The sequence below is a fragment of the Flammeovirga pectinis genome (genome assembly GCF_003970675.1).
GTDB classification, from domain to species: Bacteria; Bacteroidota; Bacteroidia; order Cytophagales; family Flammeovirgaceae; genus Flammeovirga; species Flammeovirga pectinis.
This window is the reverse complement of the sequence record NZ_CP034562.1, coordinates 2,932,270-2,959,158: the sequence shown is the minus strand read 5'-3', so window position 1 is coordinate 2,959,158 and position 26,889 is coordinate 2,932,270. Positions and strand designations below refer to the sequence as shown.

24 protein-coding genes are annotated in these 26,889 nt (G+C 32.6%); 14 read left to right on the top strand and 10 right to left on the bottom strand.

Features of this window, described 5'->3' with window-relative positions; all coding sequences use genetic code 11:
• Positions 1–87: 87 nt before the first annotated feature.
• Positions 88–1,161 (bottom strand): peptide chain release factor 2, encoded by a 1,074-nt coding sequence (gene prfB, locus EI427_RS11780; protein ID WP_126614843.1) that lies wholly within the window; start codon positions 1,159–1,161, stop codon positions 88–90.
• Between the two features lie 247 nt (positions 1,162–1,408).
• On the opposite strand from prfB, the gene EI427_RS11775 reads away from it, so the two are divergent.
• The 4 genes from EI427_RS11775 to EI427_RS11760 all read left to right on the top strand — a co-directional run bounded on the left by EI427_RS11775 (position 1,409) and on the right by EI427_RS11760 (position 5,767).
• Entirely contained in the window at positions 1,409–2,314 is a 906-nt protein-coding gene (locus EI427_RS11775; RefSeq protein WP_126614842.1) for a hypothetical protein, read from the top strand.
• Between the two features lie 43 nt (positions 2,315–2,357).
• Entirely contained in the window at positions 2,358–3,707 is a 1,350-nt protein-coding gene (locus EI427_RS11770; protein ID WP_126614840.1) for a peptidylprolyl isomerase, read from the top strand.
• Positions 3,708–3,886: 179 nt separating this feature from the next.
• On the top strand, positions 3,887–4,861 hold the full coding sequence (locus EI427_RS11765) for an AAA family ATPase (RefSeq protein ID WP_394345830.1): 975 nt from the start codon (positions 3,887–3,889) through the stop codon (positions 4,859–4,861).
• 117 nt (positions 4,862–4,978) lie between these two features.
• On the top strand, positions 4,979–5,767 hold the full coding sequence (locus EI427_RS11760; RefSeq protein ID WP_126614838.1) for a formylglycine-generating enzyme family protein: 789 nt from the start codon (positions 4,979–4,981) through the stop codon (positions 5,765–5,767).
• Here EI427_RS11760 and EI427_RS11755 read toward each other — a convergent pair.
• Complete coding sequence (locus EI427_RS11755; RefSeq protein WP_126614836.1) at positions 5,738–6,145, bottom strand: hypothetical protein; 408 nt, start codon at positions 6,143–6,145, stop codon at positions 5,738–5,740. The two genes, EI427_RS11760 and EI427_RS11755, sit on opposite strands and share 30 nt — an antisense overlap.
• A gap of 111 nt (positions 6,146–6,256) precedes the next feature.
• Here EI427_RS11755 and EI427_RS11750 point away from each other — a divergent pair, with 111 nt between their 5' ends.
• The 7 genes from EI427_RS11750 (at position 6,257) to EI427_RS11720 (ending at position 14,370) form a co-directional block, all read left to right on the top strand.
• Positions 6,257–7,741 carry a sodium-dependent transporter gene (locus EI427_RS11750; RefSeq protein WP_126614834.1) on the top strand — a complete coding sequence of 495 codons (1,485 nt, stop codon included), beginning with the start codon at positions 6,257–6,259 and terminating at the stop codon, positions 7,739–7,741.
• Between the two features lie 76 nt (positions 7,742–7,817).
• On the top strand, positions 7,818–8,621 hold the full coding sequence (gene ispE, locus EI427_RS11745; protein ID WP_126614832.1) for a 4-(cytidine 5'-diphospho)-2-C-methyl-D-erythritol kinase: 804 nt from the start codon (positions 7,818–7,820) through the stop codon (positions 8,619–8,621).
• A 358-nt stretch (positions 8,622–8,979) separates the two neighbouring features.
• Positions 8,980–9,657, top strand: a complete 678-nt coding sequence (locus EI427_RS11740; RefSeq protein ID WP_126614830.1) for a succinate dehydrogenase cytochrome b subunit — start codon at positions 8,980–8,982, stop codon at positions 9,655–9,657.
• A 58-nt stretch (positions 9,658–9,715) separates the two neighbouring features.
• Entirely contained in the window at positions 9,716–11,644 is a 1,929-nt protein-coding gene (locus EI427_RS11735) for a fumarate reductase/succinate dehydrogenase flavoprotein subunit (protein WP_126614828.1), read from the top strand.
• 102 nt (positions 11,645–11,746) lie between these two features.
• Entirely contained in the window at positions 11,747–12,511 is a 765-nt protein-coding gene (locus EI427_RS11730; protein ID WP_205727950.1) for a succinate dehydrogenase/fumarate reductase iron-sulfur subunit, read from the top strand.
• Between the two features lie 375 nt (positions 12,512–12,886).
• Positions 12,887–14,044 carry a N(5)-(carboxyethyl)ornithine synthase gene (locus EI427_RS11725; RefSeq protein WP_126614824.1) on the top strand — a complete coding sequence of 386 codons (1,158 nt, stop codon included), beginning with the start codon at positions 12,887–12,889 and terminating at the stop codon, positions 14,042–14,044.
• Between the two features lie 95 nt (positions 14,045–14,139).
• Entirely contained in the window at positions 14,140–14,370 is a 231-nt protein-coding gene (locus EI427_RS11720) for a TM2 domain-containing protein (protein WP_126614822.1), read from the top strand.
• 69 nt (positions 14,371–14,439) lie between these two features.
• Here the strand turns inward: EI427_RS11720 and EI427_RS11715 are convergent, their stop codons facing one another.
• Positions 14,440–16,845, bottom strand: a complete 2,406-nt coding sequence (locus tag EI427_RS11715; protein ID WP_126614820.1) for a TonB-dependent receptor — start codon at positions 16,843–16,845, stop codon at positions 14,440–14,442.
• Between the two features lie 192 nt (positions 16,846–17,037).
• On the opposite strand from EI427_RS11715, the gene EI427_RS11710 reads away from it, so the two are divergent.
• Positions 17,038–18,249: an alkaline phosphatase family protein gene (locus tag EI427_RS11710; protein ID WP_126614818.1), complete on the top strand. Its 1,212-nt coding sequence runs from the start codon at positions 17,038–17,040 to the stop codon at positions 18,247–18,249.
• Between the two features lie 60 nt (positions 18,250–18,309).
• Here the strand turns inward: EI427_RS11710 and EI427_RS11705 are convergent, their stop codons facing one another.
• The 4 genes from EI427_RS11705 to EI427_RS11690 are packed head-to-tail and all read right to left on the bottom strand — an operon-like array spanning position 18,310 to position 23,043.
• Positions 18,310–18,939, bottom strand: coding sequence for a hypothetical protein (locus EI427_RS11705; protein ID WP_126614816.1), 630 nt, complete (start codon positions 18,937–18,939; stop codon positions 18,310–18,312).
• Between the two features lie 52 nt (positions 18,940–18,991).
• The gene (locus EI427_RS11700) at positions 18,992–20,449 is read right to left on the bottom strand and encodes a TolC family protein (RefSeq protein WP_126614814.1); all 1,458 of its coding nucleotides are present in this window, start codon (positions 20,447–20,449) and stop codon (positions 18,992–18,994) included.
• Positions 20,450–20,469: 20 nt separating this feature from the next.
• Positions 20,470–21,801: an ABC transporter permease gene (locus EI427_RS11695; protein ID WP_126614812.1), complete on the bottom strand. Its 1,332-nt coding sequence runs from the start codon at positions 21,799–21,801 to the stop codon at positions 20,470–20,472.
• A gap of 6 nt (positions 21,802–21,807) precedes the next feature.
• Positions 21,808–23,043 carry an efflux RND transporter periplasmic adaptor subunit gene (locus EI427_RS11690; RefSeq protein ID WP_126614810.1) on the bottom strand — a complete coding sequence of 412 codons (1,236 nt, stop codon included), beginning with the start codon at positions 23,041–23,043 and terminating at the stop codon, positions 21,808–21,810.
• A gap of 250 nt (positions 23,044–23,293) precedes the next feature.
• On the opposite strand from EI427_RS11690, the gene asnS reads away from it, so the two are divergent.
• Complete coding sequence (asnS, locus tag EI427_RS11685) at positions 23,294–24,724, top strand: asparagine--tRNA ligase (protein WP_126614808.1); 1,431 nt, start codon at positions 23,294–23,296, stop codon at positions 24,722–24,724.
• 57 nt (positions 24,725–24,781) lie between these two features.
• On the opposite strand, the gene EI427_RS11680 is transcribed toward asnS, so the two are convergent.
• Entirely contained in the window at positions 24,782–25,228 is a 447-nt protein-coding gene (locus EI427_RS11680) for a hypothetical protein (protein WP_126614806.1), read from the bottom strand.
• Between the two features lie 104 nt (positions 25,229–25,332).
• Here EI427_RS11680 and EI427_RS11675 point away from each other — a divergent pair, with 104 nt between their 5' ends.
• On the top strand, positions 25,333–25,677 hold the full coding sequence (locus EI427_RS11675) for an RNA methyltransferase (protein WP_126614805.1): 345 nt from the start codon (positions 25,333–25,335) through the stop codon (positions 25,675–25,677).
• Between the two features lie 36 nt (positions 25,678–25,713).
• Here the strand turns inward: EI427_RS11675 and EI427_RS11670 are convergent, their stop codons facing one another.
• Together EI427_RS11670 and EI427_RS11665 are read right to left on the bottom strand one after the other, a co-directional pair.
• Positions 25,714–26,151: a hypothetical protein gene (locus tag EI427_RS11670; protein ID WP_126614803.1), complete on the bottom strand. Its 438-nt coding sequence runs from the start codon at positions 26,149–26,151 to the stop codon at positions 25,714–25,716.
• A gap of 86 nt (positions 26,152–26,237) precedes the next feature.
• A complete protein-coding gene (locus EI427_RS11665; RefSeq protein WP_126614801.1) occupies positions 26,238–26,708 on the bottom strand; it encodes a hypothetical protein in 471 nt (156 codons plus the stop codon).
• Between the last annotated feature and the right edge of the window lie 181 nt (positions 26,709–26,889).

Genomic DNA, 26,889 nt, shown 5'->3' with positions numbered 1-26,889 from the left:
TCCAAAAAAATACCCCAAAAGAAAGAATAAAAAGTGTGTAATTAACACAAAAAGTCTTTTCTACTCTCTTTTGGGGTTTGAAAATGATTAATTAGACATCAAATAGGCTTTAATAAAATCGTCTAAATCTCCATCCAATACTTTTTGTACATCCGTTTTTTCAACAGCTGTACGAATATCTTTTACTAATTTATAAGGGTGCATTGTGTAATTTCTGATTTGCGAACCGAAATCTACACGCTTTTTACCACTTTCTACTTTAGCTCTTTCAGCATTCTTTAACTCTACTTCTTTTTGATAAAGTCTAGACTTCAACATTTTTATTGCCTTGTCTTTATTCTGAAGTTGAGAACGTTCTTGTTGGCATTCTATAATAATACCAGAAGTGTGTCTTAAACGAACGGCTGTCTCTACCTTGTTAACGTTTTGTCCACCAGCACCACCAGAACGAAAAGTTTCCCAAGTAATATCTGCAGGGTTCACCTCAATTGTAATCGAATCGTCTACTACAGGGTAAACAAATACAGAACCGAAAGTAGTATGTCTTTTTCCAGATGAATCAAAAGGACTTAAACGAACCATACGGTGAACACCAATTTCTGATTGTAAGTAACCGTAAGCAAAGTCACCTTCAAATTCTAATGTAGCTTGTTTAAAACCAACTACATCACCCTCATTTATGTTTACTACTTTTACTTTGTAACCATGTGATTCTCCCCACATTTTATACATTCTGAAAAGCATTTCTACCCAATCGTTAGATTCTGTACCACCCGCGCCAGAGTTAATCTCCATCATTGCACTTAAGCTATCCTCTTCGTTACTGAGCATTTTCTTTACCTCTAATGCTTCAACAGCATCTTCAGTTTTTTTACCTTCAGCGTTTAGTTCTTCCTCATCGACATCTCCAGCATCATAAAATTCAAATAAAGTTTCTAGATCTTCAAAAAGACTTTTTACTTCTTCAAATTTTATAACCCAAGCTTTTAACCCTTTTATTTCTTTTAAAAGTACTTCAGCTTCCTTTGGAGAATCCCAAAAACCTGCAGCAGTAGTTAAAGCTTCTTTTTCTTCGATATCACTTTTCTTATTGTCAATATCTAAGTACCCTTGAAGATCAGAAATTCTATTTCCTAGCTCTTTAAGTTGAGATTGATTCATATATTTTAGTTTTCTATTCTTTAAATCGTTGCAGTGTTACAAGACGATAAATTAGAATAGTGTGTGTCTTTTCTAATATTTGTATCAAATATAGAAGATTTTTTTTAGGTGATCAGAAAGAATGAATTGAACAATTTTAGATGATATCGAGAACTTTAAAGAATTTTAAGATTTTTTTTTCATCAAAAAGCCATTAATGCGTGTCCGTAATAAGGTATGGCAATTCTAAATAATTAAATTTGCTGTCATGATTAGAAAAATATTCTACATTTTAGGCATGCTTTCAATTTTACTGACTTCGGGTTGTGATAAAATCTCGAAGCTTTTTGAAAAGGCTGTTGAAGAAGGGAACATACAGAATTCACGTATTCCATTAGCACGTGTTAATGATAAGGTTTTATATGATACTGAATTGAAAAATCTATTTACTGACCGAATGACACACAAAGATTCGGTTAATATTAGAGATAGATATATTAATAATTGGGTTAGAAGGGTTATTACTTTAGAGAAAGCAGCTGCTCAGGTAGATGTCGAAAAGTTAGACTTACAAAGAAGATTGGATGATTATAAATTCCAATTGATAATGCATGAGTACGAAAGGGAATACATAGCCTCTAATTTGGATACATTGGTAACAGATGCACAAATTAAGAACTATTACACTAAGAACTCAGAAGATTTTATTTTAAAGAGTAATATTGTTAAAGGGATATTTTTACGGTACCCTAAAAATGCTCCAGATTTAAATAAAATCACCAAATGGTTAAAGAGCTCTAAAGAAAAAGATAAAGAAAAATTACGTTCTTCTGCCTTTGCTTATGCAGATTTTGTACATTTGGAAGATTCTGTTTGGTTAGACCTTGATGAGCTCCTTTTTGGAACTCCTTTTATGAAGTCTCAATCTGACATAACTAAACTCTTAAAAAGAGATAGACTTTGGGAAGCATCTGATGAATCTAATACTTTTATATATCAGATAAAAGATTATAAGATTGTAGACCAAACACCTCCTTTACAGTTTGTATCAAACCAAGTAAAGAATGTTATTCTCGGAAAAAGAAAATTAGAATTGCGTAGCGAATTAGATACTAAATTATACGACGACGCTACAAAAAATAATGAATATGAGATTTACGTCTCAGATAATTAAACGCTAAACATAATACATACTTTTATACAAGTATAAACAAGATATGAACCACCGTTTTTACACACTATTAGGACTCCTATTCGTCTTTGCTTCTTCTGTATTTGCACAAGATGATGCTATTCCTGTAGATAAAATTATCGCTAAAGTTGATAATAATATTATTCTACTTTCTGAAGTAGAAGCAGGATATCAACAAATGTTGGCTAATGGTCAATATCCTAAAGATCAGGATGCAGCAAGATGTGATATCTTAAAAGGATTGATCGTTAATAAAATTATGTATGCAAAAGCACAAATTGACTCTATTGATGTTGATGATGCTCGTGTTTCTGATGAATTAGAAAGACGTATGCAATACTTTATTTTACAAGCGGGTTCTCAAGAAAAATTAGAGAAGACATTAGGTACGTCTATAAACGATTTACGTGATGACTTGAGAGATCAGGTAAAAGAACAAATGACGGTGCAAACTATGCAACAGCAAATTATTGCTGATGTTAAGATTACACCTAAGCAAGTAAAAAAATACTATGAGTCTATTCCTAAAGATTCAATCCCATTTTTATCTGCAGAGGTAAAAGTTGGTCAGATAGTTAGAGAACCTAAAGTATCTGAGTCTGAAAAGGAAAAAGCAAGACAACAATTAGTAGATATCAAAAAGAGAATAGAAGCTGGTGAAGACTTTGGTGTTCTTGCAAAGCAGTTCTCTCAAGATTATGGTTCTGGTAGAAAAGGTGGTGATTTAGGTTGGCACGGTAGAGGTGAGCTAGTTCCTGAATTTGAGGAAGTAGCATTAACTATTGAACCAAACGAAATTGAAGACCCAATAGAATCTGATTTTGGATATCACTTAATTCAATTATTAGAAAGAAGAGGTGGACGTTTTAGAGCAAGACACATTCTTATTCGTCCTAAATCAAACTATAATGATGTAAAAGATGCTGTTCATTTTCTTGATAGCATTAGAACATTAATTGCAGATTCTGATACATTAGGTTTTGAGAAAGCAGTAAATTTATATTCTGATGATCAACCAACAAGAGCAAATGCAGGTTATTTTAAAAATAACTTAACGGGTAGTTCTTACATGGCAACTGATGAATTAGATCCTGTGGTATTCTTTGCAATTGATACAATGAAAGTAGGAAATACATCTAAACCATTAAAGTACCGTACAGAAGATGGACAAGATGCAGTTCGTATCATTTATTATTCAGGTTACAAGCCTCCACATTACGCAAACCTAAATGATGATTATCAAAAGCTTCAACAAGCAACGTTGAATAGTCAGAAAAATCAGATTTTAGAAAAGTGGATTAAATCAGCCAAAAATGATGTTTTTATCGAGATTGACCCACAATTTGATGGGTGTGAAATTGTCGATGGCATCTAAAACATATAATTTTTTTAAAGGGCAAATCCAATCTGTTGGATTTGCCCTTTTTTTATAACCAAAAAAAAACTAATTTCAATACTACGAGTAAGTCTGTTAATCATCTCCTTAGCAAAATAGAAAGCTTACTACTTAAAACGAAGTTGAAAAACTAGGTAACTGGAATAACAATAAAGCACATGACATCAAAGATTACTTTTGCTTCTGATAAAGAAGCAGCTGATGCACTTCATCAAAAATATATAAAACTTAAAGAAGAAATAGGAAAGGTTGTAATAGGACAAGATGAAACAGTTCATTTTGTTTTAACAGCAATTTTTAGTCAAGGGCACGCATTACTACAAGGAGTACCTGGTCTTGCAAAAACGCTTTTAATTAATACTGTTGCTTCTGCATTAGATTTAGGTTTTAGTAGAATTCAGTTTACACCAGATTTAATGCCTTCTGATATTTTAGGAGCAGAGACTATGGATCAGGACCGTAAATTTAAATTTGTAAAAGGACCAATATTCTCAAATATTATTCTTGCGGATGAGATTAATAGAACGCCACCAAAAACGCAGTCTGCGCTTTTAGAGGCAATGCAGGAATATAAGGTGACTATTTCAAATCAGGAGTTTCAGTTAGAAAAACCATTCTTTGTATTAGCAACTCAGAACCCAATTGAACAAGAAGGTACTTATCCTTTACCTGAAGCTCAACTTGACCGTTTTATGTTTAATATCATTTTAGACTATCCTTCTTACTCAGATGAGGTAAATGTAGTGAAAGCTACTACAAGTGATGTCAAGAAAACAGTTGATAGAGTAATGGGTGGTGATGAGATTTTATATTTTCAACACTTAATACGAAGAGTTCCAATTGCAGACAATGTGGTAGAATACGCTGTTAAACTTGTTCATAAAACTCGTCCTAATACAGAATTAGCAGATGAGTTTACAAATAAGTTTGTGGATTGGGGGGCAGGCCCTAGAGCATCTCAATATTTAGTAGTGGCAGCAAAATGTCATGCTATTTTATCAGGTAAGTACACGCCAGATATTGAAGATATTAAAGCTGTGGCTGTTTCTGTGTTAAGGCATAGAGTAGTGCGTAACTTTAAAGCAGAAGCAGAAGGGATATCAATTGTAGATATAATTAAAAAGTTATTATAAATTTAGAAAAGGATCATTTAATTATTTATTTGATCCTTTTTTGCGTATTTATCATTTTAGATTGTTTAATTTCATGTTCAATTTTAAACTGAACATTATTTTTTGAATATTTTCGATATGGCTAATTTTACATCCAAACTTATTTTTACTCTTCTATTAGGACTTTCTATAAGTCTATCTTCTACTGCTCAAAAGAAAAAGAATTACACTGATAAAGTAAGTGAAGTTACTTTTGATATGATCTATGTTAAAGGTGGATCTTATAAAATGGGTGATAGAAAAGGAGATTTGGTTTTAGATACGGGGGTAAACCCAAGTTTACCAATACATGAAGTACATATTGATGGTTTTTTTGTTGGTAAAGTAGAAGTTACTCAAGCATTATGGGAAACTGTAATGGGAAATAATCCGAGTGAGTATAAAATGGGAAATAATCCTGTAGAGATGGTTTCGTGGAATGATTGTAAACAATTTATTCAAAAATTAAATACACTTACAGGAAAAGAGTATAGACTTCTAACAGAAGCTGAATGGGAATATGTAGCTCGTGGAGGTAAAAAACTTGCACAAGGTATGTCTTCTTATGAAAATATTATGGCTAGAGCATGGTTGTTACCTAACTCTGAAGACTCGCACCACGAAGTTGGAACGAAAGTACCAAACGAACTTGGAATCTATGATTTGCAAGGTAATGTTTGGGAATGGGTGAATGACTGGTATAGTGAGACCTCTTACAAACAATCTACAGAAAATAACCCTCAGGGTGTTCAAAATGGAGAAACTAAGGTGTTTAGAGGAGGTTCGTATTTAAGTGACGAATTTTTCTGCAGACCTGCTTACAGAAATTATGACGGTATTGATATTCGTCAGGATTTCTTAGGACTCAGAGTTGCTAGATCGCTTTAGTTCTTTTCGCTTATTAAACGCAATAAATAAAAAACCTAAAGGAGCAAAAATCAAAGTCGGAATTGTTGAGAGTTCTGGATTTGGAGTTCCTTTTAGTGAGTGAACAGTATAAGTTGCTATTATTGCAATCGAAGAAGGTAAAAGTACTCCAAGTATAAATTTACCTTTTGATGTTAATCTTTCGCAAAGTGCCGATACATATCCACCAAAGATAAATGTGTAGGCACTTTGTTTTAAAGCAGCAGCTAAAGCTCCAGATGTGTTTCCAGAATCATAATAGTTTATTCCGAAGACTAGAACACCTAAAAAAAGTGCTCCACCTAGTCCATAGCGAATGCTAATGTATGTTTTTATATAGTTTTTTATAGAACTAATCATTCGATTAATAAGTAAAATGGAGTTTAGCCCGCCTGTTTTTCAGATGGGGTAATAATAATAACTATGTCTATACGCTCAAAGCGTACCAATTAACGAAGTAATAAAAAAAATATGTCAGTTCAAGAAAAAGGAGAACAATTTAGTAGTAAATGGGGAGTGATTTTAGCTTCCTTAGGAATGGCCATAGGTGCAGGTAATCTGTGGAGGTTCCCAAGGTTAGCAGGCCAATATGGAGGAACCTTTATAATATTATGGTTCCTTTTTCTATTTATATGGTCTATTCCCATTCTTTTATCTGAATTTTCTATAGGTAAGAAATTTAAACATGGAGTGATTTCATCATTTGCCCAAGCAGCAGGTAAAAAGTATACATGGATGGGTTTTTTTATCACTTTATGTACTCTTGGAATTACATTTTATTATTCTGTTGTAACTGCATGGGGATTAAGATATGTAGGTTTATCAACTTCTCTTTTAACGGATAAAAAAGCATTAGAAGGGCTAAATCAGGACTTTCTAGAAGTATATTGGCAAAGTATATCAACAGGTAGTTATCTTACAGTAGGTATACATATCGGTGTGGTTATTTTTGCTGTATTTATGTTGTATAAAGGTATTCAGCAAGGTTTAGAAAAAGTTAATAAAATACTTATTCCATCATTATTATTTTTGATGTTATTGGTTGCTGCGGTAGCTTTATCAACAGAAAATGGTCCTAAAGGATTAGAATATATGTTTCATATAGATACCGCTTTGTTTTTTAACTCTAAGGTATGGATAGAAGCAGTAACTCAATCTGCTTGGAGTACAGGAGCAGGATGGGGATTGATGCTAACAATTGCATCTTACTCTAGAGATAAAGAAGATGTTACTTTTAATATCTTAGTGAGTGGGATTGGTAATAATCTAGCTTCATTAATAGCTGGAATAGCAATTTTACCCTCTGTTTTTGCAATCGCATCATCAGATGCACAGGCTATATCTTATTTACAATCTGGAAATACAGCATTAACGTTCACAATTATCCCTTTATTATTTGCTAAAATACCCTACGGAGAAGTTTTAGGAGTAGTGTTCTTTGTTGCGTTTACTATGGCTGCTTTTAGCTCTTTAATAAGTATGGTAGAGTTGTGTATTAGAACATTTACTGATTTGAAGTTTAATAGAACAAAGGCGAGTATAATAACTGGTGGGTTGTGTATTGTATTTGGTTTACCTTCTGCAATGTCATTAAATTTTTTCTCAAACCAAGATTGGGTTTGGGGATTAGGATTATTAATATCAGGTCTATTTATAAATTTTGCAGTGCAAAAGAATGGTGTTGGAAAATTTAAGGAGGAGTATATTGATAAAGATTCTAGTATTATAATTCCTGCTATTTTTTATAAAATTGCAATGTACTTAAACATTGGTATTGGAGTGTTTTTAATCTGGTGGTGGATGTCGCAAGGATATTCAGAAAACCCTTGGTTTAAAGATGGAGTTTGGAATTTCTTTGATGTTTACTCTAATGCAACAATAGTAACTCAGTGGGTAGCTGTAATATTAATAGGGATTCTATTAAACAAATGGCTCTATAAGAAGTTTGTAAAATAGAAATAATGATCAAAATTATTTTATACAGTTGTTATTCCAACTATACTTGTAACTCACTTTTAAAAACGCTGAAATTATGATTTCGTTTCCAAACGCGAAAATCAATATAGGATTGGCTATTACAGGAAAAAGAGAAGATGGTTTTCATGATATTGCCTCTTGTTTTTATCCTGTTGAATGGACTGATATATTAGAAATAATACCTAGTGATAAACTTGAGTTTACAAGCTCAGGAATAGAAATACCTGGTAGTACAGATGGTAATTTATGTCTTCAGGCTTATTCTATTTTAAAGCAGGAATTTGATATACCCCCTGTCAAAATTCATTTGCATAAAGTTATTCCAATTGGAGCTGGTTTAGGTGGAGGATCAGCGGATGGTGCATTCGCATTAAAAATGCTAAATGATCTTTTTAAATTGTCAATATCAGATGAACAATTAGAAGAGTATGCAGGTAGAATGGGGAGCGATTGTCCCTTTTTTATCAAAAATAAACCCGTTTGGGTAATGGGTAGAGGAGAATTATTTGAATCAATAGCATTAGATCTATCTAATAAATATATTGTTCTAGTAAATCCATCAATTCATATATCTACAAAAGAAGCTTATTCAGGCGTTAACCCACAACCATTATCATTTAATTTAAAAGATGTTTTAGAAAATGATTTAGAAGACTGGAATGGCAAAGTGAATAATGATTTTGAGCAAGGGTTATTTGAAAAGTATAATGTATTACCACAGTTAAAAGACCAATTATATGGTTTAGGAGCGAGATACGCTAGTATGACTGGTTCTGGATCAACTGTTTTTGGTGTATTTGATCAATTACCAAACATCGAATTATTTAAAGATTATATGGTTTGGAGTGGTAAACTCTAAATGTAAAATTGATATATAAAAAATCCCCTTAGAAAATAACGTTTTAAGGGGATTTTTTTTGATTCTAAATGAGTGTAAAAGATGACTTTTGTTATGTTCTTTTGGAAACATTATTATTAAACAAGTGTTTTTACAACTATTATTATTAATAAATAAGTTTTTAAATGACTGATTTACAGTATATGTATAGTGTTTTCAAACAAAGCAAATGTGATTAAATTTAGCTTGTTTAGAATTATTCGAAATAAGCAACAACTGATTATGATTATTGTATCTCGATTAGTTGAGGTATAATTTTGTATCAACAAATTAAACGAGAGAACTATCTCACCACAATATTTATCTAAACGTTAATTTTATGAGTTGGGGAAAAACGTTGGGCAGTTCAATAGGAAAGAAGATCATGATGTCTCTTTCTGGAATATTGCTCATCTTATTTTTAGCTGGACACGTGTCTGGTAACATGACATTACTTATGGGAAAAGCTGAAGCATTTAATGTGTACGCACATTTTATGTCTACAAATCCTATTGTACAAGTAATTGCAAATGTATTTAAGTTATTCTTCGTAGCACACATTGTTTATGCTATTGCATTAATTAGGCAAAATAAGAAAGCTAGAGGAAATAAAGCTTACGATCAAACAAACAAAGATGGTACAACAGTTTCTAAATACATGGGTGTATTAGGTACTGTAATTGCAGTTTTCTTGGTTGTTCACTTAGCACAATACTGGGCAGTAATGCACGAATTAAGAGGTACTATTGGTACTGTAACTTATGACGGTGTAGTTATGAAAGACCTTTACAGTGTTGTTGCAGCATCTTATGCTAACCCTATTATTGTAGGTGCATATGTAGCATGTATGTTTGTTCTTGCATTCCACTTATGGCATGGCTTTGCTAGTGCTTTCCAAACTTTAGGATGGGCTAGTAAAAGATGGACACCAATCATTTCTTTTGTTGGTAAAGCATATTCTATCATAGTTCCTGTGTTATTTGGATTGATTCCAGTTGTAATGTATTTGAGAGGATAATTCCTTTTAAACCATTATTTGAAATCATTTTTTTAACAGCATTTAAAAGAAAAATAGAATGTCATTAGAATCAAAAATCCCAGCGGGCCCATTGGCTACGAAATGGGAACAACATAAATTTAATGTAAAGCTTGTTAACCCATCAAACAAAAGAAAGTTTGATATTATTGTAGTGGGTACAGGTTTAGCAGGTGCTTCTGCAGCTGCAACATTAGCTGAACTTGGATATAACGTACACGCTTACTGTTTTCAAGATTCACCAAGAAGAGCACATTCAATTGCAGCTCAAGGTGGTATTAATGCAGCAAAAAATTATCAAAATGATGGTGACTCAGTTTACCGTTTATTTTACGATACAATTAAAGGTGGAGATTACAGATCGCGTGAAGCAAACGTTCATCGTTTAGCTGAAGTTTCTACAGAAATTATTGACCAATGTGTGGCTCAAGGTGTTCCTTTTGCTCGTGATTATGGTGGGTTATTAGATAACCGTTCGTTCGGTGGTGCTCAGGTATCTCGTACGTTCTATGCTCGTGGTCAAACTGGTCAACAATTATTATTAGGTGCATACTCAGCGTTATCTAAAATGGTAGCTTCTGGTAAAGTAAAAATGCACACACGTAAAGAAATGCTAGATGTAGTTACTATTGATGGTGCTGCTAAAGGTATTGTAACACGTGATTTGATAACAGGTGAGATAGCTTCTCATGCAGGTCATGCAGTATTGCTTTGTACAGGTGGATATGGTAACGTATTTTACCTTTCTACAAATGCAATGGCATCTAATGCATCTGCAGCATGGAGAGCATATAAGAAAGGGGCTAAATTTGCTAACCCTTGTTTTACTCAAATTCACCCTACATGTATTCCTGTACATGGTGAATACCAATCGAAATTGACATTAATGTCAGAATCGCTACGTAACGATGGTCGTGTTTGGGTACCAAAAGATCAAAAGAATCATAAAATCTTAGCAAAAAATGCTGCAAAGCTTGCTGAGGAAGATAGAGATTATTACTTAGAAAGAAGATATCCTTCATTTGGTAACTTAGTACCCCGTGATGTAGCATCTCGTAATGCGAAGATGGTATGTGACGAAGGAAAAGGTGTTGGTGTAACTGGTTTAGCTGTATTCTTGGATTTTGCTGATGCGATCAAACGTGACGGTAAAGATACAATTGCTGCTAAATATGGTAACTTATTCGATATGTATAAGCAAATCACTAATGATGATCCTTATACAATGCCAATGATGATCTATCCTGCGGTTCACTACACAATGGGTGGTCTTTGGGTAGATTATAACTTATCTACTAACGTACCTGGTTTGTATGCATTGGGAGAGGCTAACTTCTCTGATCATGGTGCAAACAGATTAGGAGCTTCAGCATTAATGCAAGGTCTTGCAGATGGTTATTTTGTAATTCCTTACACAATGGGAGATTACATTGCAACTTTACCATTAGGTAAGAAGGTTGATATTAATAACCCTGCATTTGCAGAAGCTGAAAAAGCTGCTAAAGCTCGTATTGATAAGGTATTAACTATCAATGGTAATCAAACACCAGATGATCTTCATAAAAAATTAGGTCATATTATGTGGGAATACTGTGGTATGTCTCGTAATAAGGCTGGTTTAGAAAAAGCTCGTGGTTTGATTCAAGATCTACGTAAGGAATTCCATAAAGATCTTAAAGTAATCGGTACTAATGAAGAGTTAAACATGACGCTTGAAAAAGCATTACGTTTAGAAGACTTCTTAGATTTAGGTGAGTTGATGGTAATCGATGCACATAACCGTGAAGAATCTTGTGGAGGTCACTTCCGTGAAGAATCACAAACTGAAGAGGGTGAAGCACTTCGTCAAGACGATAAATTCACTTACGTATCAGCTTGGGGTTACAAAGGAGAGGATCAAGATCCTGAGTTAACGAAAGAAGATTTAGTCTTCGAAAACGTAAAATTAACTCAACGTAGTTACAAGTAATTAGACCAAGGGTTGATGATAATCAACCCATTTGAAACAATTCAAAGCACAGGTTGTTAACTAAAGACAACCAACAACTTGAAGATCATGGCAGGAAATACAATTAATATTAAGCTTAAAATTTGGCGTCAGGCTGGTGAAAACAAGCCGGGTAAATTTGAGTCATATACAGTAAATGATGTATCTGAAGATATGTCATTCCTAGAAATGTTGGACGTTCTTAACGAGAACGAATTAAAAGACGGTAGAGACCCTATCCACTTTGATCACGATTGTCGTGAAGGTATTTGTGGTATGTGTTCTTTATACATCAACGGTAAACCTCACGGACCTAAGCACGGTATTACAACTTGTCAGTTGCATATGCGTACTTTCTCTGATGGTGAAACTATTGTTGTTGAACCTTGGAGAGCTTCTGCATTCCCAGTATTGAAAGACCTAATAGTTGATCGTACTTCATTTGAAAGAATTATGCAAGCAGGTGGTTACGTAACAGTAAACACTGGTGGTGTACCAGATGCAAACGAGATTGCTATTCCAAAAACTGTTGCTGATGAAGCAATGGATGCGGCGCAATGTATCGGTTGTGGTGCTTGTGTAGCTGCTTGTAAAAATGCTTCTGCAATGTTGTTCACTGCAGCTAAAGTATCTCAATTAGCAGTATTACCACAAGGTAAAGCAGAGCGTAAGCGTCGTGCTTTAGCAATGGTAGAGCAACATGATGCTGAAGGATTTGGTGCTTGTACAAATACAGGTGCTTGTGAGGCTGTTTGTCCGAAAGAAATCTCTATTACTCATATCGCAAGATTGAACAGAGAATTTACTCGTGCAGCATTCTCAGGATCTGAAACAGATTACACGAACTAATATAAAATTTAGTTATATATATCGAAGCCGGATAAATTTATTTTATCCGGCTTTTTTTATTCACTCAATAGTATCCATAGATAAGCATTGAAAGCTAATAGAGAATAGACAAAAATGGATTGTTTTCTACTTAATTGTATGATTATTATCTTAATAACGTATCCCTACCTATTAATAATGTACCTTGTAGCTAGCTAACATAATCAAATCATTCGAAGTGAACTTAAGGATAATATTTCTACATCCTTTCTGATTATTGAGACACTAATTATCAACTTAATGACTGATATTTAGTAAGTATCTTTTTTAATAATCTTATCACATTACCTTAATCAATTCATTAATGATTATAGGTTTCTATCTAAAAATAATCATATGAATTTATCTAAAATTGGAGTTATTGGGACGTCTAAAAAAGAAGATGAAAGACGTATTCCTATTCATCCAGAACACCTAAGTAGACTATCAGAAAGTATTCGTAAAAAATTAATCTTCGAAAAGGGATATGGTAAACCTTTTAATATTAGTGACGAAGAAATTGCAAATCAAACAGGAGGGGTAGCATCAAGGTCAGAAATCTTAGCTAATATTGGAGCGGTAATCATTGCTAAACCTATATTGTCTGATTTAGAAGAAATGAAAGAAGGGGGAGTAGTTTGGGGATACCCGCATTGTGTACAACAAAAAGAAATTACTCAAATTGCTATAGATAGGAAGTTAACTCTTATTGCTTTTGAAGATATGTTTGTTTGGAGTCCAAGTGGACGAATTGGTAGACATACTTTTTATAAAAATAATGAAATGGCAGGTTACTGTGCTGTTATCCATGCCTTGCAGTTAAAAGGAATTGATGGACATTATGGTAATCAAAGAAAAGTAACAATTTTTAGTTTTGGAGCTGTAAGTAGAGGAGCTATTTATGCTTTAAAGGCTCATGGATTTAGAGATATAACTATTTGTGTTCAAAGACCTGATCATGAAGTTAGAGAAGAGGTTTTAGATGTAAACTATGCTCGTATAGAAAAAGGTGGTCCAAACGAACCTCGTTTAAAAGTAGTAGAACATGATGGCTCTCAACGTGCTCTTCTAGATTTAATTAGTGAATCAGAGATTATTATTAATGGTACTTATCAAGATACAAATGCTCCACTTAATTTTATAGTTGAAGAAGAAAAGGATAGCTTAAGACCAGGTGCATTAGTTATAGATGTGAGTTGCGACGAAGGTATGGGCTTCTATTTTGCTAAACCTACAACGTTTAAAAACCCATTAATTGCTGTAGATAATATAGATTATTATGCGGTAGATCATACACCAACTTACCTTTGGGAGAGTGCTTCAAGATCAATTTCTGCAGCATTAATTGTACATTTGGAGTCTGTTCTTGCAGGTAAACCTGGGTGGGAGGAAAACCCAACAATCAAAAATGCAATTAATATAGAAAATGGAGTGATTGTAAAAGATACAATTCTTAAATTTCAGAATCGAGAAGCTAACTTCCCGCATATAGAATTAGAAGAGAGCCTAGTATAAAGGTCAATAATTATCTGTTGAGATAGTTATTTTAGTAACATTTACTTTTAATAAACGTATACTTAAATAAGTGTCAATAAAAATATAATTATCAAATGAAATCAACATTAGTAGCTTATTTATTATGGTTTTTTGTGGGTGTTTTAGGCATTCATCGTTTCTATTTAGGTAAAACTACTTCAGGTATTGTTTATTTACTTACTGGAGGGGTATTTGGAATTGGTTGGATTATAGACTTGTTTCTTGTAGGAGGAATGGTTGATGAAGCGAACTACAAAGCAGGAAATATTGCTGCTATGGAAAAAATGCTCTACGAAGATAAATAGGCTATATAGCCATACAAAAAAGCCGTTGTTCTATTAAATTAGAGCAACGGCTTTTTATTTAGTGTAATTTTATAAAAGGTTACCAATTTTTACTTCAATAAAATACATTCTTGGAGTGATAGGCCCGTAAACAAATGCAGCATCTCTATCAGCACCACTTACAAATTGATCTTGCATTTGATTAAAGATATTTTTAACACCTGTTCCTAATTCAATAGTAGCCTTTCTTCCTAAGGTCGTTTTGTAAGAAACCTTAACTCCCATATCAATAAATGATTGTGTTTCTATTAAAGATTCATTCTCTACAGGTTGACCGTCAATAAATCCTCCAGGTAATAATGGAACATACATACTACCTGTATAGATACCTGTTAAAGAGGTCGTCCATTTTTGAGCAGGTTTGTAATTTAAAGTAAGAGATCCATATTGGTTTGGAGTTCTAAGAATATATTTTGATGTACTACTATCTTCATCTCCCCATTGGTTGTCTTCTTCGTATTCTGCGGTCTGAATAGTATATGCAGCCTGAATATTTAGTTTTTCTGAAGGAGCTACTTTTGCTTCAAGATTTACACCTTGTACAATAGCATCAGAGGTTGAATTTCTTTTATAATTAATTAAAGTACCATCGTCTAAATACTGGTATTGATTATCAAACCTATCTTTGATGCGAGTATGGAAACCTTCTACCAAAAAGTACGTTTGCACATTTCCAATTTTCTTCTCATAATCCCATGCAAGGTTATAAGAAAAAGAAGTTTCAGCCTTTAAATCCGGATCAAGAACTGTACGTACAGCTTGCCCACCTGCTACTTCAATATGTAAATCTTCAGAGAACATTTGCGGAGCTCTAAAGCCAGTTGCAAACCCACCTCTTAATTGCATATCATCTGTGATATTGTACTTAAGGTTTATTCTAGGATTGATTGCGGGTACGTTTTTATTGTTCTCAGGATTTTCAAAATCTTTAATCATTACATAATCCATCCTTGCACCAATAAGAACAGATAGCTTATTACCTTTCCATTCATTTTGAGCAAAAATAGCCATTGTTTGAGATTGCTGATTCGATACTGGAATATCGTTAGTTTCTTGTCCTGAATCTTGATCAAAGTAGCCTAACTTTTTATCGTTAATTTCATCAAAAATATATTCGGTACCTACAACAAAATAAGTTTGGGCATTGAACATTTTACCAAGGTCTAAATTAGCTTGTAATCCACCAACGTAAGTAGTCCCTGTAGTTAAACCATAACCATCAGGAGCTTGATTAGCTCCATAGTAACTATTTCGTTTTACATATTGTAAGTTTGAATAGCCATTCAGGTGTGTTTTTTTATCCTTACTAAACCAATCATAATTAACACTACCACTAACAATACCCATGTTTATCCATTCTGTAATGTCAGTATTTTCAGGAGCTTCATTTAATTTATTACCACCTCTACGATCTTCGTGTATATACCTAAGATCACCCGTTATTTTATTCTGATCATTAAAATTATGATAGATCTTAGTACCTATAGAAGCTGTTTTTAATTGAGGTAATTCGGTGAAATCATCTTTTAAAGGAGCACCAATTGCCTGCCCACTATCATCAACTTTGTACCAAACATCATTAGGGTTAGCATTCCAAGCGTCTCTATTTCTATAAGAACCATAGATGTAAGCTCCTGTTTTATCATTTTTTGAAACAACAGAAGTATTGAAGTAAACATTGTAATCATTTGATTTACCATCAATAGTACTAATATTGGTACCTACTTCGTAAGAATTAAATTGAGGAGCCTTTGTAATAATATTTACAGTACCTCCAATCGCATTTGCACCAAACAAAACGGAACCACCGCCTCTTACAACTTCAATTTGATCTACCATAGAAACAGGAATCTGCTCTAGACCATAAACACTAACAAGACCATTAAAAATTGGTCTGCTATCCATTAATATTTGAGTATAAGGTCCTTCTAATCCATTTAGCCTTAAAGAAGAAGACCCGCAGTTACCACATGTATTTTCAACTCTAGCACCAGATACAAAATTTAATCCGTCTGCAACAACTTTAGAACTTGAAGCAGTAAAAATTTCTTTACTTACAACATTTACAACAGCAGCAGTTTCTTTTCTACTTTGTTCTCTTCTACTACTAGAAACAATTACCTCATTTAACTGCAGTAAATCTTTGTCAAGATTAAAATGAATTTCTCTTACTCCTTTAGTAGCAGTAATTTTTTTCTGTTGTGGAGAATACCCAATAGCAGAAACTAGAATTGTATATTCTTTTCCTTTTTCAAGTTCAATTTTAAAATGCCCATGATCGTCTGCAGAAGTGCCAAATGCACCATCATTAACAGAAACGGTAGCAAAAGGAAGATGCTCTTTACCAGATGTAATATGCCCTGTAATTTCAATCTTATCAGAACCTATTGCACTAAAAGTAATTAGGAAAAAAAATGTAGTTAGAATTGCCTTCATGGCTGTAGTATATAGAGATAAATTATAAACGACTAAATTATTTATACTGCAAATATAAATAAATTTTTAGGCTTGCCTAAAAATTTGATAATAATTTATTGAGAACATTTTATTAATGAAATTAAATCGATATGGTTTGTCAATAAAACAGGAGTAGTTTCGTAAATTATTCTAGTACTTATAAAACACATTATGATATCAAAAAATATTACTAACTCAATTATTTTACTCTTGATACTATTTTCAGCTTGTACAAAAACTGAAAAAGTAAATGAAAATACAGTTGTTATTGTATCAATAGATGGATTTAGATATGATTATCCTATTAAATACAACACACCTAATTTAGATCTTATAGCAAAAGAAGGGGTGAAAGCAACTTCTATGATTCCTTCTTACCCTAGTAAAACATTTCCAAACCATTATGCTATTGCTACAGGAATGTATCCTTCAAATAATGGTTTAGTTCATAATTCATTTTACGATCCAGAACGTAAAGAAATGTATAGAATAGGTATTGGTAAAAAAGATGGTTCTTGGTTTTATGGAACACCTCTATGGACTCTAGCTGAGTTACAGGGAGTTAAAGCTGCTTCCTTTTATTGGCCAGTTTCTGATAGTAGAGTACAAGGAATAACACCATCATATTATTTTAAATACAACAAATCTACTCCATATGCTCAACGTATTGACCAAATTGGAAATTGGTTAAAAATTAAAGGTGAAAAAAGACCAAGGTTTATCACTTTATATTTTTCTTTGGTAGATACACAAGGGCACAGATATGGACCGGATGCTAATGAGACAAAAGAAGCAGTAGAATACATTGATCAACAGATAGGAGCACTTTATAAAACTATTAAAGCAAGTGAACATCCCGTTAATTTAATTGTTGTTTCAGACCATGGTATGGAAAATGTAGATGTAGAACACCCTATTATTTTAGAAGGTTTAGGGAGTTTTGATAATTTTACTTGTGTAAATGGAGGAGGAGTACAATACTTACTTTATCCAAATGATGAAGCAAACGTCCAAGAGGTTTATGCTAAATTAAAAGCACAAGAAAATAAGGGAATGCATGTTTATTTAAAAGAAAATATACCAGCTAATTTACATTACTCTAAAGGAAAAAGAATTCCGGCAATTGTTTGTGAGGCTATTCCCCCAAGAGCTTTTAAAAATGCGAGAGGTGGGGTAAGTAAGGGTACACATGGCTATAATCCATATACCATAAAAAATATGCATGCTATATTTTACGGAGTAGGGCCAAACTTTAAAAAAGGAGTAGAAATTCCCTCTTTTGAGAATGTAAATATTTACCCTGCAATAGCAAAAATTATTGGTTTGGAAATACCTAATGATATTGATGGTAAAATAGAAGTTCTTGGTCCTTATTTACAGTAAAAAAATGCCTTCTTAGAATTTATAACTAAGAAGGCATTATTGTATAAAAAGGAACGCTACTTAAATTAATGGCTCTTGACCATAGAAGTATTTTACTTCAGCAATTTTAAGTGAAGGATTTTCTTTTTCAACTTTAGATTTGTACTCTCTTACCAATTTATTCCACTTAAATGCAGATTGATTGTAGTAACCTCTTAGCATTAAATCTCTAGTACTTGTGTCTTTAATTCTATCTAAAAGGCGAGCCGGCTTTTCGTAATTATCAAAGTTATCCACAGATTTAGATAATTCTTCTAACGATGCAATTAACGTGGCAACATCAGAATCGTATTGGAGCATAGAATCTTCATTATTAAATGTTCTATTTGAGTACACAGAATTTTTTGCTTCAGAAATACTATTAAGTACATCTTTCTTTAAATCAGTGTTTAATACTACTCCGTTTGCTTCCAGATCAGACACTATTCTAGTTGAAAAATCTAATTTTAATGTTTCTGATTCGAAAGCATCATTTCTAAGAGAATCAATTTCAATATATAAAGTATTAGAATTCACTGTAGATAAATCCTCTTCTTCAATTACAAAAGTACTATCATCATACTCACTATCTGATTTTTCATCAGAAGAAGTAGAACATGAAATAAAGAATGTAAATAAACTAATGAATATTAGGCCGTATTTTGCTGACATTTTAAAAAAGTTATTGTTGAATTAGGTAAGTAATCAATTAATATTCCAATTATTAATTTCCACCAATTTTTTGATTTGATTTGAAGTCGTAAAGTGTAAACATACGAAGTCTATAGTACGATAACCAATACTCTTTTAACGCTGCTAAATACTCTTTGGTCTTTTGATCCTTGTCTTTTAAAGCAATATTTAAGTCAGTAACACTAATTTTTCCTACCATATAACGTCTTCTAGCAATTTCATAACTCTTTTCGGCAATACTTCTTGCTTTTTCGGTTGATAAAGTACTGGATCTAATTATGGGAATTTGGCGAGCTAATAAATAGATATTCTGACTAAAAAGTTCTTCTTCTTGTTGTATGGTACTTTGTACTAATCTTTGATTAGAAATGGCAGTTTCTACTTTAGATTTTCTCCTGCCCCAATCAAGAATGGGAATATTAAAACCTAATTGGAATTGTTGCTGACTATTAGGACTTTCATATACGCCAGATGGGGTAGTTGCTTGTTGCGTTAAACCAAACTGCCCACTCATGTTAATTTGTAAACCAGATTCTCCCTTTGCTTTAGCAACATCTCTCTCCGCTTCTAATTTCCTTCTTTTATAATTAATATACTGCTGTTTATTTTCTCTTGCTTGTATAACGGCAACATCTGCACTAATTGCTATATCAGGGATTTCGGCAGGGGTAGACAATTGACTTACTGTATTTTCTGGAATATTTAAGTAATTGAATAATGATAATCTACTTCGTTCTACATCAAGATTGGCAGATTGTAAATCCCTGTCAGCAGTTAATACATTTAATTCCAACTGCAAAAGTTCATTTTCTGCAATCTTACCAAGATTATACCTACCCTGGCCAATTCTATAAATAGTATCATTATTAGATAGGTTTTTTTCGGCTACATCATGACTAATTTGAGCAATAAGAAGGTTAAAATAAAGTTCAGTAGTTTCGTAAGCTATCATCTCTAATTCTTCAGCGTATTGCTTTAGAGATTCTTCATAACGCAAAGGCTCAATTTGCTTATTCCATTTAAGAGGGTTGAAGTTAAATAAAGGTTGATAGAAGCCAATCATAAAGGGTTGTCCAGCATAACTTGTACCCGTATTTACTCCTTCAAAATTATCAATTCTTTGCATCTGAGCACCCATATAAATTTTACCACCAGTAAGCCCAATGTTTTGTTCTAAGTTAAGGTTAACATTAGAAGTAGACATACTTACAGCCCTAAACTCTGTACTACCATCTGGTTGTGTGATAGGATTAATAGACCTATTATAATTAGGTAGGTTACCGTTTAAAACCAATTGAGGTAAATAAACAGATTTGAATTGTTTGTACTGCCAATAGTAATTTTCCTTTTTGTTTTCTGCTTTTTGAGAAGAAAGAGATCCATTTTTTGCAATTTCTATTACTTGGTCAAGTGTAATTAAACTTTGTCCAAAACTAGAAATACTTAGTAGAAGTAAACCTACTAAAAGCTTGATATGTATATTTTTCATGAAGTTGTTGATTAAGGCTGTTATTCGTATCGAAGAGATTCTATTGGGTCTTGTGATGCGGCTTTTTTTGCAGGTGAAATTCCAAAAATAACACCAATAGATGCAGCAACTCCAAAAGAGATAATAACAGAGGAGAAGGATATAATTGTTGGAATATCTGCAATACTAGATATTAATAAAGCCATAGAAATACCAAGTATTACACCTATAGTACCACCTGTTAGACTAATTAGAATGGCTTCAAAAAGAAACTGTAAAATGATATCCATTTTTTTAGCTCCTAATGAAATTCGTAAGCCAATCTCTTTTATGCGTTCTAACACAGACGCTAGCATAATATTCATAATACCAATACCACCAACAATTAATGATATTCCAGCAATTGCACCAAGAACTATATTAAAAATGTCTTTTGTTCTTTGTTGCTGTTTAAGTAACATTTCTGGAATACTGATTTCAAAATCAATTTTGTCGTAATGCCTTCTACTTAGCATTTTTTGTAATACCTCTGTAGCTAGTGATAACTCATTAGCATTAGACATTTGCACAACAATTTTATCTAGCTGATTATAGTTTGCTTTTTTATCACTTGGCTGATTATTGTTTCTAGCTTGCTCAGCAGATGCTTTTTGAATGGCAGTTTTAGTAACTCTCGACCGATCTTTAAAACGAATAAGCATTGTTTCAATAGGTATATAAACATCCATATTTACATTTCTGATACCCAATTTTTCTAAATTTTTAGACATCGTACTTCTTTCTTTAAGTACCCCCACTACAGTAAGCCATTGCCCACCACACTTTATCTGTTTACCGATAGGGTCTTCTGAACTAAAGAAACGGGTTTGTAAACTACGTCCAATAATACAGACAGAAGCTCCAAACTTAGCATGTGCTTTATCAAATATATTACCTTGAGATAATGTATGATTATAAATTTCGAAATAGTGGTTATTCACCCCAACTAATTTAACAGACCTTCTAAGACCGTTCTTAATGATGTTAGTTTCAATTTCAATTTCAGGACTTAAACGTTGAATGTTAGGAATTACTTTTTCTATATTTTTCACATCTAGGAGTGAAAGCCCTGGAGAGAATTTTTCTTTATCTTTTTTGCTCTCAGAAGCCACCTTTTCTTCAGACTGTTCTATTATTGGGGAAATAACTATGTTATTCACTCCTACGAGTTTCATCTGATCTAAAATTTCTTGTTGTGCTCCATTACCTATAGCTAACATGGCTATTACTGCCGCTACTCCAAAAATAATTCCTAGAGCAGTAAGGATAGAACGTAAAGAATTAGCAAGAATGGCGTCTAAAGCAATCGATAAATTGATTAAATAACGTTGCATATTTTATTATTTAGACGATTCTTCTAAGTATGATGGAGGTGTAGATAAAGCAATAATATCATTTTCTTTTACCCCAGATGTTATCTCTACATCTTGGTCGTTCATCAAACCTATTGTTACCTCTTGAATATCATAACTATTGAGATTTTTAATGAAAACGAAATTTGATGAATCTCCTTGAACATGTAAAGCTTCTATTGGAATTAGAAGGATATCATTTTTCTCAGATGTTTTAATCTCATTAGATGTAGTCATTGATGGGCGTAAAGTACTGTCTGTTTCAGCTAAAAGAATAGATACTTCAAAGACTTTTGCATCAGAGTTAGGACGTTGTTCCCCAACATTAGCAACATGTGTTACTTCACCCTGTAGTTTTTTATCAGGAAAGGCATCTAAACCAATATTTACTTTTTGCCCTTTTTTAATCTTCCGAATATCTACTTCATTCACAAAAGTTTTTGATAGCATAGAAGATAAATCTGGCAGGGTAGCCACAACAGGGTTCCAAGCTTGAATATTAGAACCTTCTTTTACTTTATTACCATTCCAATCTTTTGTATAGATAATCATACCATCTTCGGGAGCAAAAATTGTAAACTCACCAAAGAGTTTTTGTAAGAAATTTACATTTCTTTTAGCTGCATTAAGGTTGGCAGTAACCTCACGCATTTTAGCACTCAATTGTTGTTGTTTTACAATGTAATTGGCTTTACTTTGTTTCAAATCACGTTCAGCCTTTTTTACATCCATCTTACATTTTTTTATTGTTGATGGTGGTTCGAAAGCAGATTCTTCTAATTGTATTTTTTTCTCTTCTACAATAAATTCAAGATTGATAATATTATCTCTTTCTTTACTTAATTGTAATGTGCTATCTAATTGTGTTTGTTCCCATTGAGATTCTGATTTTGTCAATTCAGTTTCTTTTTTAGAAAGTTGATCTGACAACGTTGATGGATCAAGCTGTGCTACCTGATCGCCTTGTTTTATAAGCGTACCTTCAGGAACTAAGCTGTTTAACTTAGCTTCCCAAACACTTGCTTTCCTCATGCCAAGAGGGCCTCTAATTTCTACAGAATTTTCAGCTTCTAGTTCACCAGTTGTTGTAACATTAATTTTCAGATCACCTTTTCGGACTTTAGTGAGTAATACTGTTTCGTTGTTTGAAGTGTTGAAGTAGAAAAAGCTGATCAAGAGTAAAACAGCGATACCTACTCCAATAATTGATTTTTTTGAAGTCATTAGTATATAGTTGAAGTTTTTTAGTTCGACACTAATTTATTCAAATAAATAATAAATGAGTGCTTAAATATTTATAATCAATGTTAATTTTTAAGAAGCCTTTGATTTAATTTTAAGAGAATTAAATAGATATAGTATAAAACGTGAGTAACATCTATAAAAAACTACTATAAACTTTTTATATTTGTCCTCATTTTAGACATACCCAGTGTGTCTTTTTTTACTATTAGAAATTTAAACTACCACGCAAGTGAGAAGAACAAAAATTAAAGACTTGCTGGCACACGGAGAGATTGGTGCCAAAGTTACTGTTAAAGGATGGGTAAGAACATTTAGAAGCAATCGCTTTATTGCATTGAATGATGGTTCTACTATCAATAATTTGCAAGCGGTGGTAGATTTTGAAAATACATCAGAAGATCTACTAAAGAGATTAACTACTAGTGCTGCAGTTTCTATTGAAGGAACAATTTTAGAGTCACAAGGTAAAGGACAGAGAATAGAAATTGAGGTAGAAAACCTTGAAATCTTAGGAGATGCTGATCCAGATGAATATCCTTTACAACCAAAAAAACACTCTTTAGAATTCTTAAGAGAAAAAGCACATTTACGTCCTCGTACTCAAGTAATGAGTGCAGTTTATAGAGTTCGTAATGCTTTAGCATATGGTATTCACAAATTCTTTAATGAAAAAGGATTTGTATATATGCACACGCCAATTATCACTGGTTCTGATGCAGAAGGTGCAGGCGAAACTTTCAGAGTATCTACAATTGATCCTAAAAATCCACCACTAGGAGAAGATGGAGAAGTAGATTACAAAGAAGATTTCTTTGGTAAGCCTGTTAACTTATCAGTTTCTGGACAATTAGAAGCAGAAGTTGGTGCAATGGCTTTAGGTGATGTGTATACATTCGGACCTACATTCCGTGCAGAAAACTCTAATACTTCTCGTCACTTAGCTGAATTCTGGATGATAGAACCTGAAATGGCTTTCTATGATCTAGTAGATAATATGGACCTTGCAGAAGAAATGATCAAGTATTTGATTGATTATGCAATGGAGCAGTGTCCTGAAGATTTAGAATTCTTAAACCAACGTTATGCACAAGAGGAAAAAACAAAGCCTCAAAACCAACGTGCAGAATTAGGTTTATTAGAACGTTTAAAATTTGTTTCTGATAACAATTTTGAGCGTTTAACTTATACAGAAGCTATTGAAGTATTAAGACGTTCTAAACCGTTTAAGAAAGGTAAATTTAAATATCCAGTAGAATGGGGTGTAGATTTATCTTCTGAACACGAACGTTACTTAGTAGAAAAAGAATATAAAAAGCCTGTAATCTTAACGGATTACCCTAAGGAGATTAAATCTTTCTACATGAAACAAAACGAAGATGGTAAAACTGTAGCAGCAATGGACGTATTGTTCCCTGGTATTGGTGAAATCATTGGAGGTTCTCAACGTGAAGAAAACTTAGAGAAGCTTGTAAAGAGAATGGAAGAAATGGATGTACCACAAGAAGAATTGTGGTGGTATTTAGAGCTTCGTAAATTCGGTACAGCTCCTCACTCAGGTTTTGGTTTAGGATTTGAAAGAATTGTATTATTCGTAACAGGAATGGGTAACATTCGTGACGTAATACCTTTCCCTCGTGCTCCTAAAAGTGCAGACTTTTAAGATCGGAAAAGTTTAAACAAAGAAAAGGCTTCAAATTAATTTTTGAAGCCTTTTGTTTTATTCAAAAGATTTAACTTTGGTAGTAGAGTTATCCACAGGCCACCAACCTAAAGAAGGAAGATATTTATACGTGAATTTTCTCCAAGTAATCTTTCCAGTTTTTTTATTCTTCTTTTTCATTCTCCAAATAATCAAACATTCCTGATGATCTGAAGGGTCTGTATATATTCTAATAAAATCTTTACTCTCTTTTACATGGTCAAGTAAGATATTATCATTTTTTTTATCGACAAGCATTACATGATTAACTCCTTCCTTAAACAGTTCAATACTTCCATTAGCGGCTAAACCTCTAATAAAAGGAGCAGTTTTTATTTTTGGAGCAGTCATCATATGATTAAATGCTTTCTTTTTTTTCTTTTTATCGTCATCAACTTTATTTGAAGCAAAAATTGACATTGAAAATAAATGAATCAGCAGGGCTATTATAGTAAGTTTTTTCATAACATCGTATAGATTTATTTAATCTAGAGACATTTTTGAAAGAGGATCAACCAATATTATTTACTATTATTAATGTCTATTATCTATCATTTAAAATTTGATTTATGGCTTTTGATGAGTTTTTAGGGGAAAGAATAACTAGGTTTTTCACATCACAAAAAGTAGAATTTTTTTCTAAGAAAATGATGGGTGGACTAATTTTTATGGTAAATAATAAAATGAGTTGTGGTATCCATATAGATAAAAAATATGGAGATAGTTTACTGATGGCTAAGATTGGGGAAAAGCAATATGCTATCGAAATAAAAAAGGAATGTTGCTTACCAATGGATTTTACTGGTCGACCAATGAAAGGATATATCTATATAACTCCGGAGGGTTTTGATCTTGATACAGACCTTGAATATTGGTTAGAATTAGTACTGTCTTTTAATAGAAAAAATAATTGATCATAAAAAAAGGAAGCCGTCAGGCTTCCTTAATTTTTAATTAAATGCTTTTACTTTTTCTTTATTATTATCAACGGGTCTCCATCCTGTAGTAGGAAAATGCTTATAACTGTACAAGTCCCACTTAATTTCTCCTGTTTTTTTATTTACTTTTTTGATAGACCAAATAACCATTGCTTTATTACCATCTGCATTGTCAGTATAAACTCTTACAAAATCTTTTCCTTCTTTAAGATGATCAAAAAGAATATTATCTGTTTCAGTATCTACTAACATTTTATGGCTAACACCTTCCATAAATAATTCTAAAGAGTGCTCTGCAGCAACACCTTTAATAAAAGGAGCCGTTTTTATTTTAGGAGCATTAGTTTCATCATAATTTCTTTTGCTTTCTTTTCCTTTTTCGTTAGAAGCAAAAGAAGATAAACTAATAATATTTAAAACTAGAACAATTAGAATCGATAAGTTTTTCATATTTCCTTGTGTTTGGTTATACTCTCATAACATCAAGGTTATCGAATACGTTAACTTCGTTAGATCTTGTTCGTTGTTGTTCACTTTTATTTAAAAGCCTCTACTTTAGTGTTATCATTATGTGTTGGTCTCCATCCAATAGCATTGTACTTTTTATAAGTATACTTTTTCCACTCAATATCACCAGTTTCTTTATCAACTTTATCAATGTGCCAAATGATTATACACTTTAACCCATCGGTATTATCGGTATAGACTCTTAGGTAATCTTCTCCTTCTTTTAAATTATTGTAGAGTATGTTATCTGTCTCAGCATCAATGAGCATTCTTTTTTTACCATCTTTAAATAGCTCTAAACTATGTTCCGAAGATAGGTCCTTAATAAAAGGGGCTGTTTTAATCTTTGGAGCAATATTAAAATGATCATATGATGAGCTTTTAGATGACTTTTTTTTGTCGTTATCATCATCCTTACCTCCTTTTTCATTGTTAGAAAAGCCGATTAATGGTAAAGAAATCAATAAGAACGTAAACAGTGTATTCTTGAATTTTTTCATAATGTCTATATTAGGGTACAGCATTATAGACGGTAATTTTATAGTTAAAAATTACCGTATTAACTATTTTTCTAACTCATTTGTGTTCATTTAAATTATTTTGTTAAATTTTTTCTTTAAATTGTGACTATTATGTAAAAACAAACTAATTCAACGACTTACCTGTGTTATTACATAAGTA

Bases quoted from the DNA above. Each gene is read 5' to 3' on its own strand.
- EI427_RS11680 (WP_126614806.1), bottom strand. From the start codon at position 25,228: ATGAAAAAACTTACTATAATAGCCCTGCTGATTCATTTATTTTCAATG.
- EI427_RS11670 (WP_126614803.1), bottom strand. From the start codon at position 26,151: ATGAAAAACTTATCGATTCTAATTGTTCTAGTTTTAAATATTATTAGT.
- EI427_RS11665 (WP_126614801.1), bottom strand. From the start codon at position 26,708: ATGAAAAAATTCAAGAATACACTGTTTACGTTCTTATTGATTTCTTTA.
- ispE (WP_126614832.1), top strand. From the start codon at position 7,818: ATGATTTCGTTTCCAAACGCGAAAATCAATATAGGATTGGCTATTACA.
- EI427_RS11705 (WP_126614816.1), bottom strand. From the start codon at position 18,939: ATGTCAGCAAAATACGGCCTAATATTCATTAGTTTATTTACATTCTTT.
- EI427_RS11720 (WP_126614822.1), top strand. From the start codon at position 14,140: ATGAAATCAACATTAGTAGCTTATTTATTATGGTTTTTTGTGGGTGTT.
- EI427_RS11710 (WP_126614818.1), top strand. From the start codon at position 17,038: ATGATATCAAAAAATATTACTAACTCAATTATTTTACTCTTGATACTA.
- EI427_RS11740 (WP_126614830.1), top strand. From the start codon at position 8,980: ATGAGTTGGGGAAAAACGTTGGGCAGTTCAATAGGAAAGAAGATCATG.
- EI427_RS11775 (WP_126614842.1), top strand. From the start codon at position 1,409: ATGATTAGAAAAATATTCTACATTTTAGGCATGCTTTCAATTTTACTG.
- EI427_RS11750 (WP_126614834.1), top strand. From the start codon at position 6,257: ATGTCAGTTCAAGAAAAAGGAGAACAATTTAGTAGTAAATGGGGAGTG.
- EI427_RS11755 (WP_126614836.1), bottom strand. From the start codon at position 6,145: ATGATTAGTTCTATAAAAAACTATATAAAAACATACATTAGCATTCGC.
- EI427_RS11770 (WP_126614840.1), top strand. From the start codon at position 2,358: ATGAACCACCGTTTTTACACACTATTAGGACTCCTATTCGTCTTTGCT.
- EI427_RS11765 (WP_394345830.1), top strand. From the start codon at position 3,887: ATGACATCAAAGATTACTTTTGCTTCTGATAAAGAAGCAGCTGATGCA.
- EI427_RS11760 (WP_126614838.1), top strand. From the start codon at position 4,979: ATGGCTAATTTTACATCCAAACTTATTTTTACTCTTCTATTAGGACTT.
- EI427_RS11675 (WP_126614805.1), top strand. From the start codon at position 25,333: ATGGCTTTTGATGAGTTTTTAGGGGAAAGAATAACTAGGTTTTTCACA.
- EI427_RS11735 (WP_126614828.1), top strand. From the start codon at position 9,716: ATGTCATTAGAATCAAAAATCCCAGCGGGCCCATTGGCTACGAAATGG.
- EI427_RS11690 (WP_126614810.1), bottom strand. From the start codon at position 23,043: ATGACTTCAAAAAAATCAATTATTGGAGTAGGTATCGCTGTTTTACTC.
- EI427_RS11725 (WP_126614824.1), top strand. From the start codon at position 12,887: ATGAATTTATCTAAAATTGGAGTTATTGGGACGTCTAAAAAAGAAGAT.
- EI427_RS11695 (WP_126614812.1), bottom strand. From the start codon at position 21,801: ATGCAACGTTATTTAATCAATTTATCGATTGCTTTAGACGCCATTCTT.
- EI427_RS11700 (WP_126614814.1), bottom strand. From the start codon at position 20,449: ATGAAAAATATACATATCAAGCTTTTAGTAGGTTTACTTCTACTAAGT.
- EI427_RS11715 (WP_126614820.1), bottom strand. From the start codon at position 16,845: ATGAAGGCAATTCTAACTACATTTTTTTTCCTAATTACTTTTAGTGCA.
- prfB (WP_126614843.1), bottom strand. From the start codon at position 1,161: ATGAATCAATCTCAACTTAAAGAGCTAGGAAATAGAATTTCTGATCTT.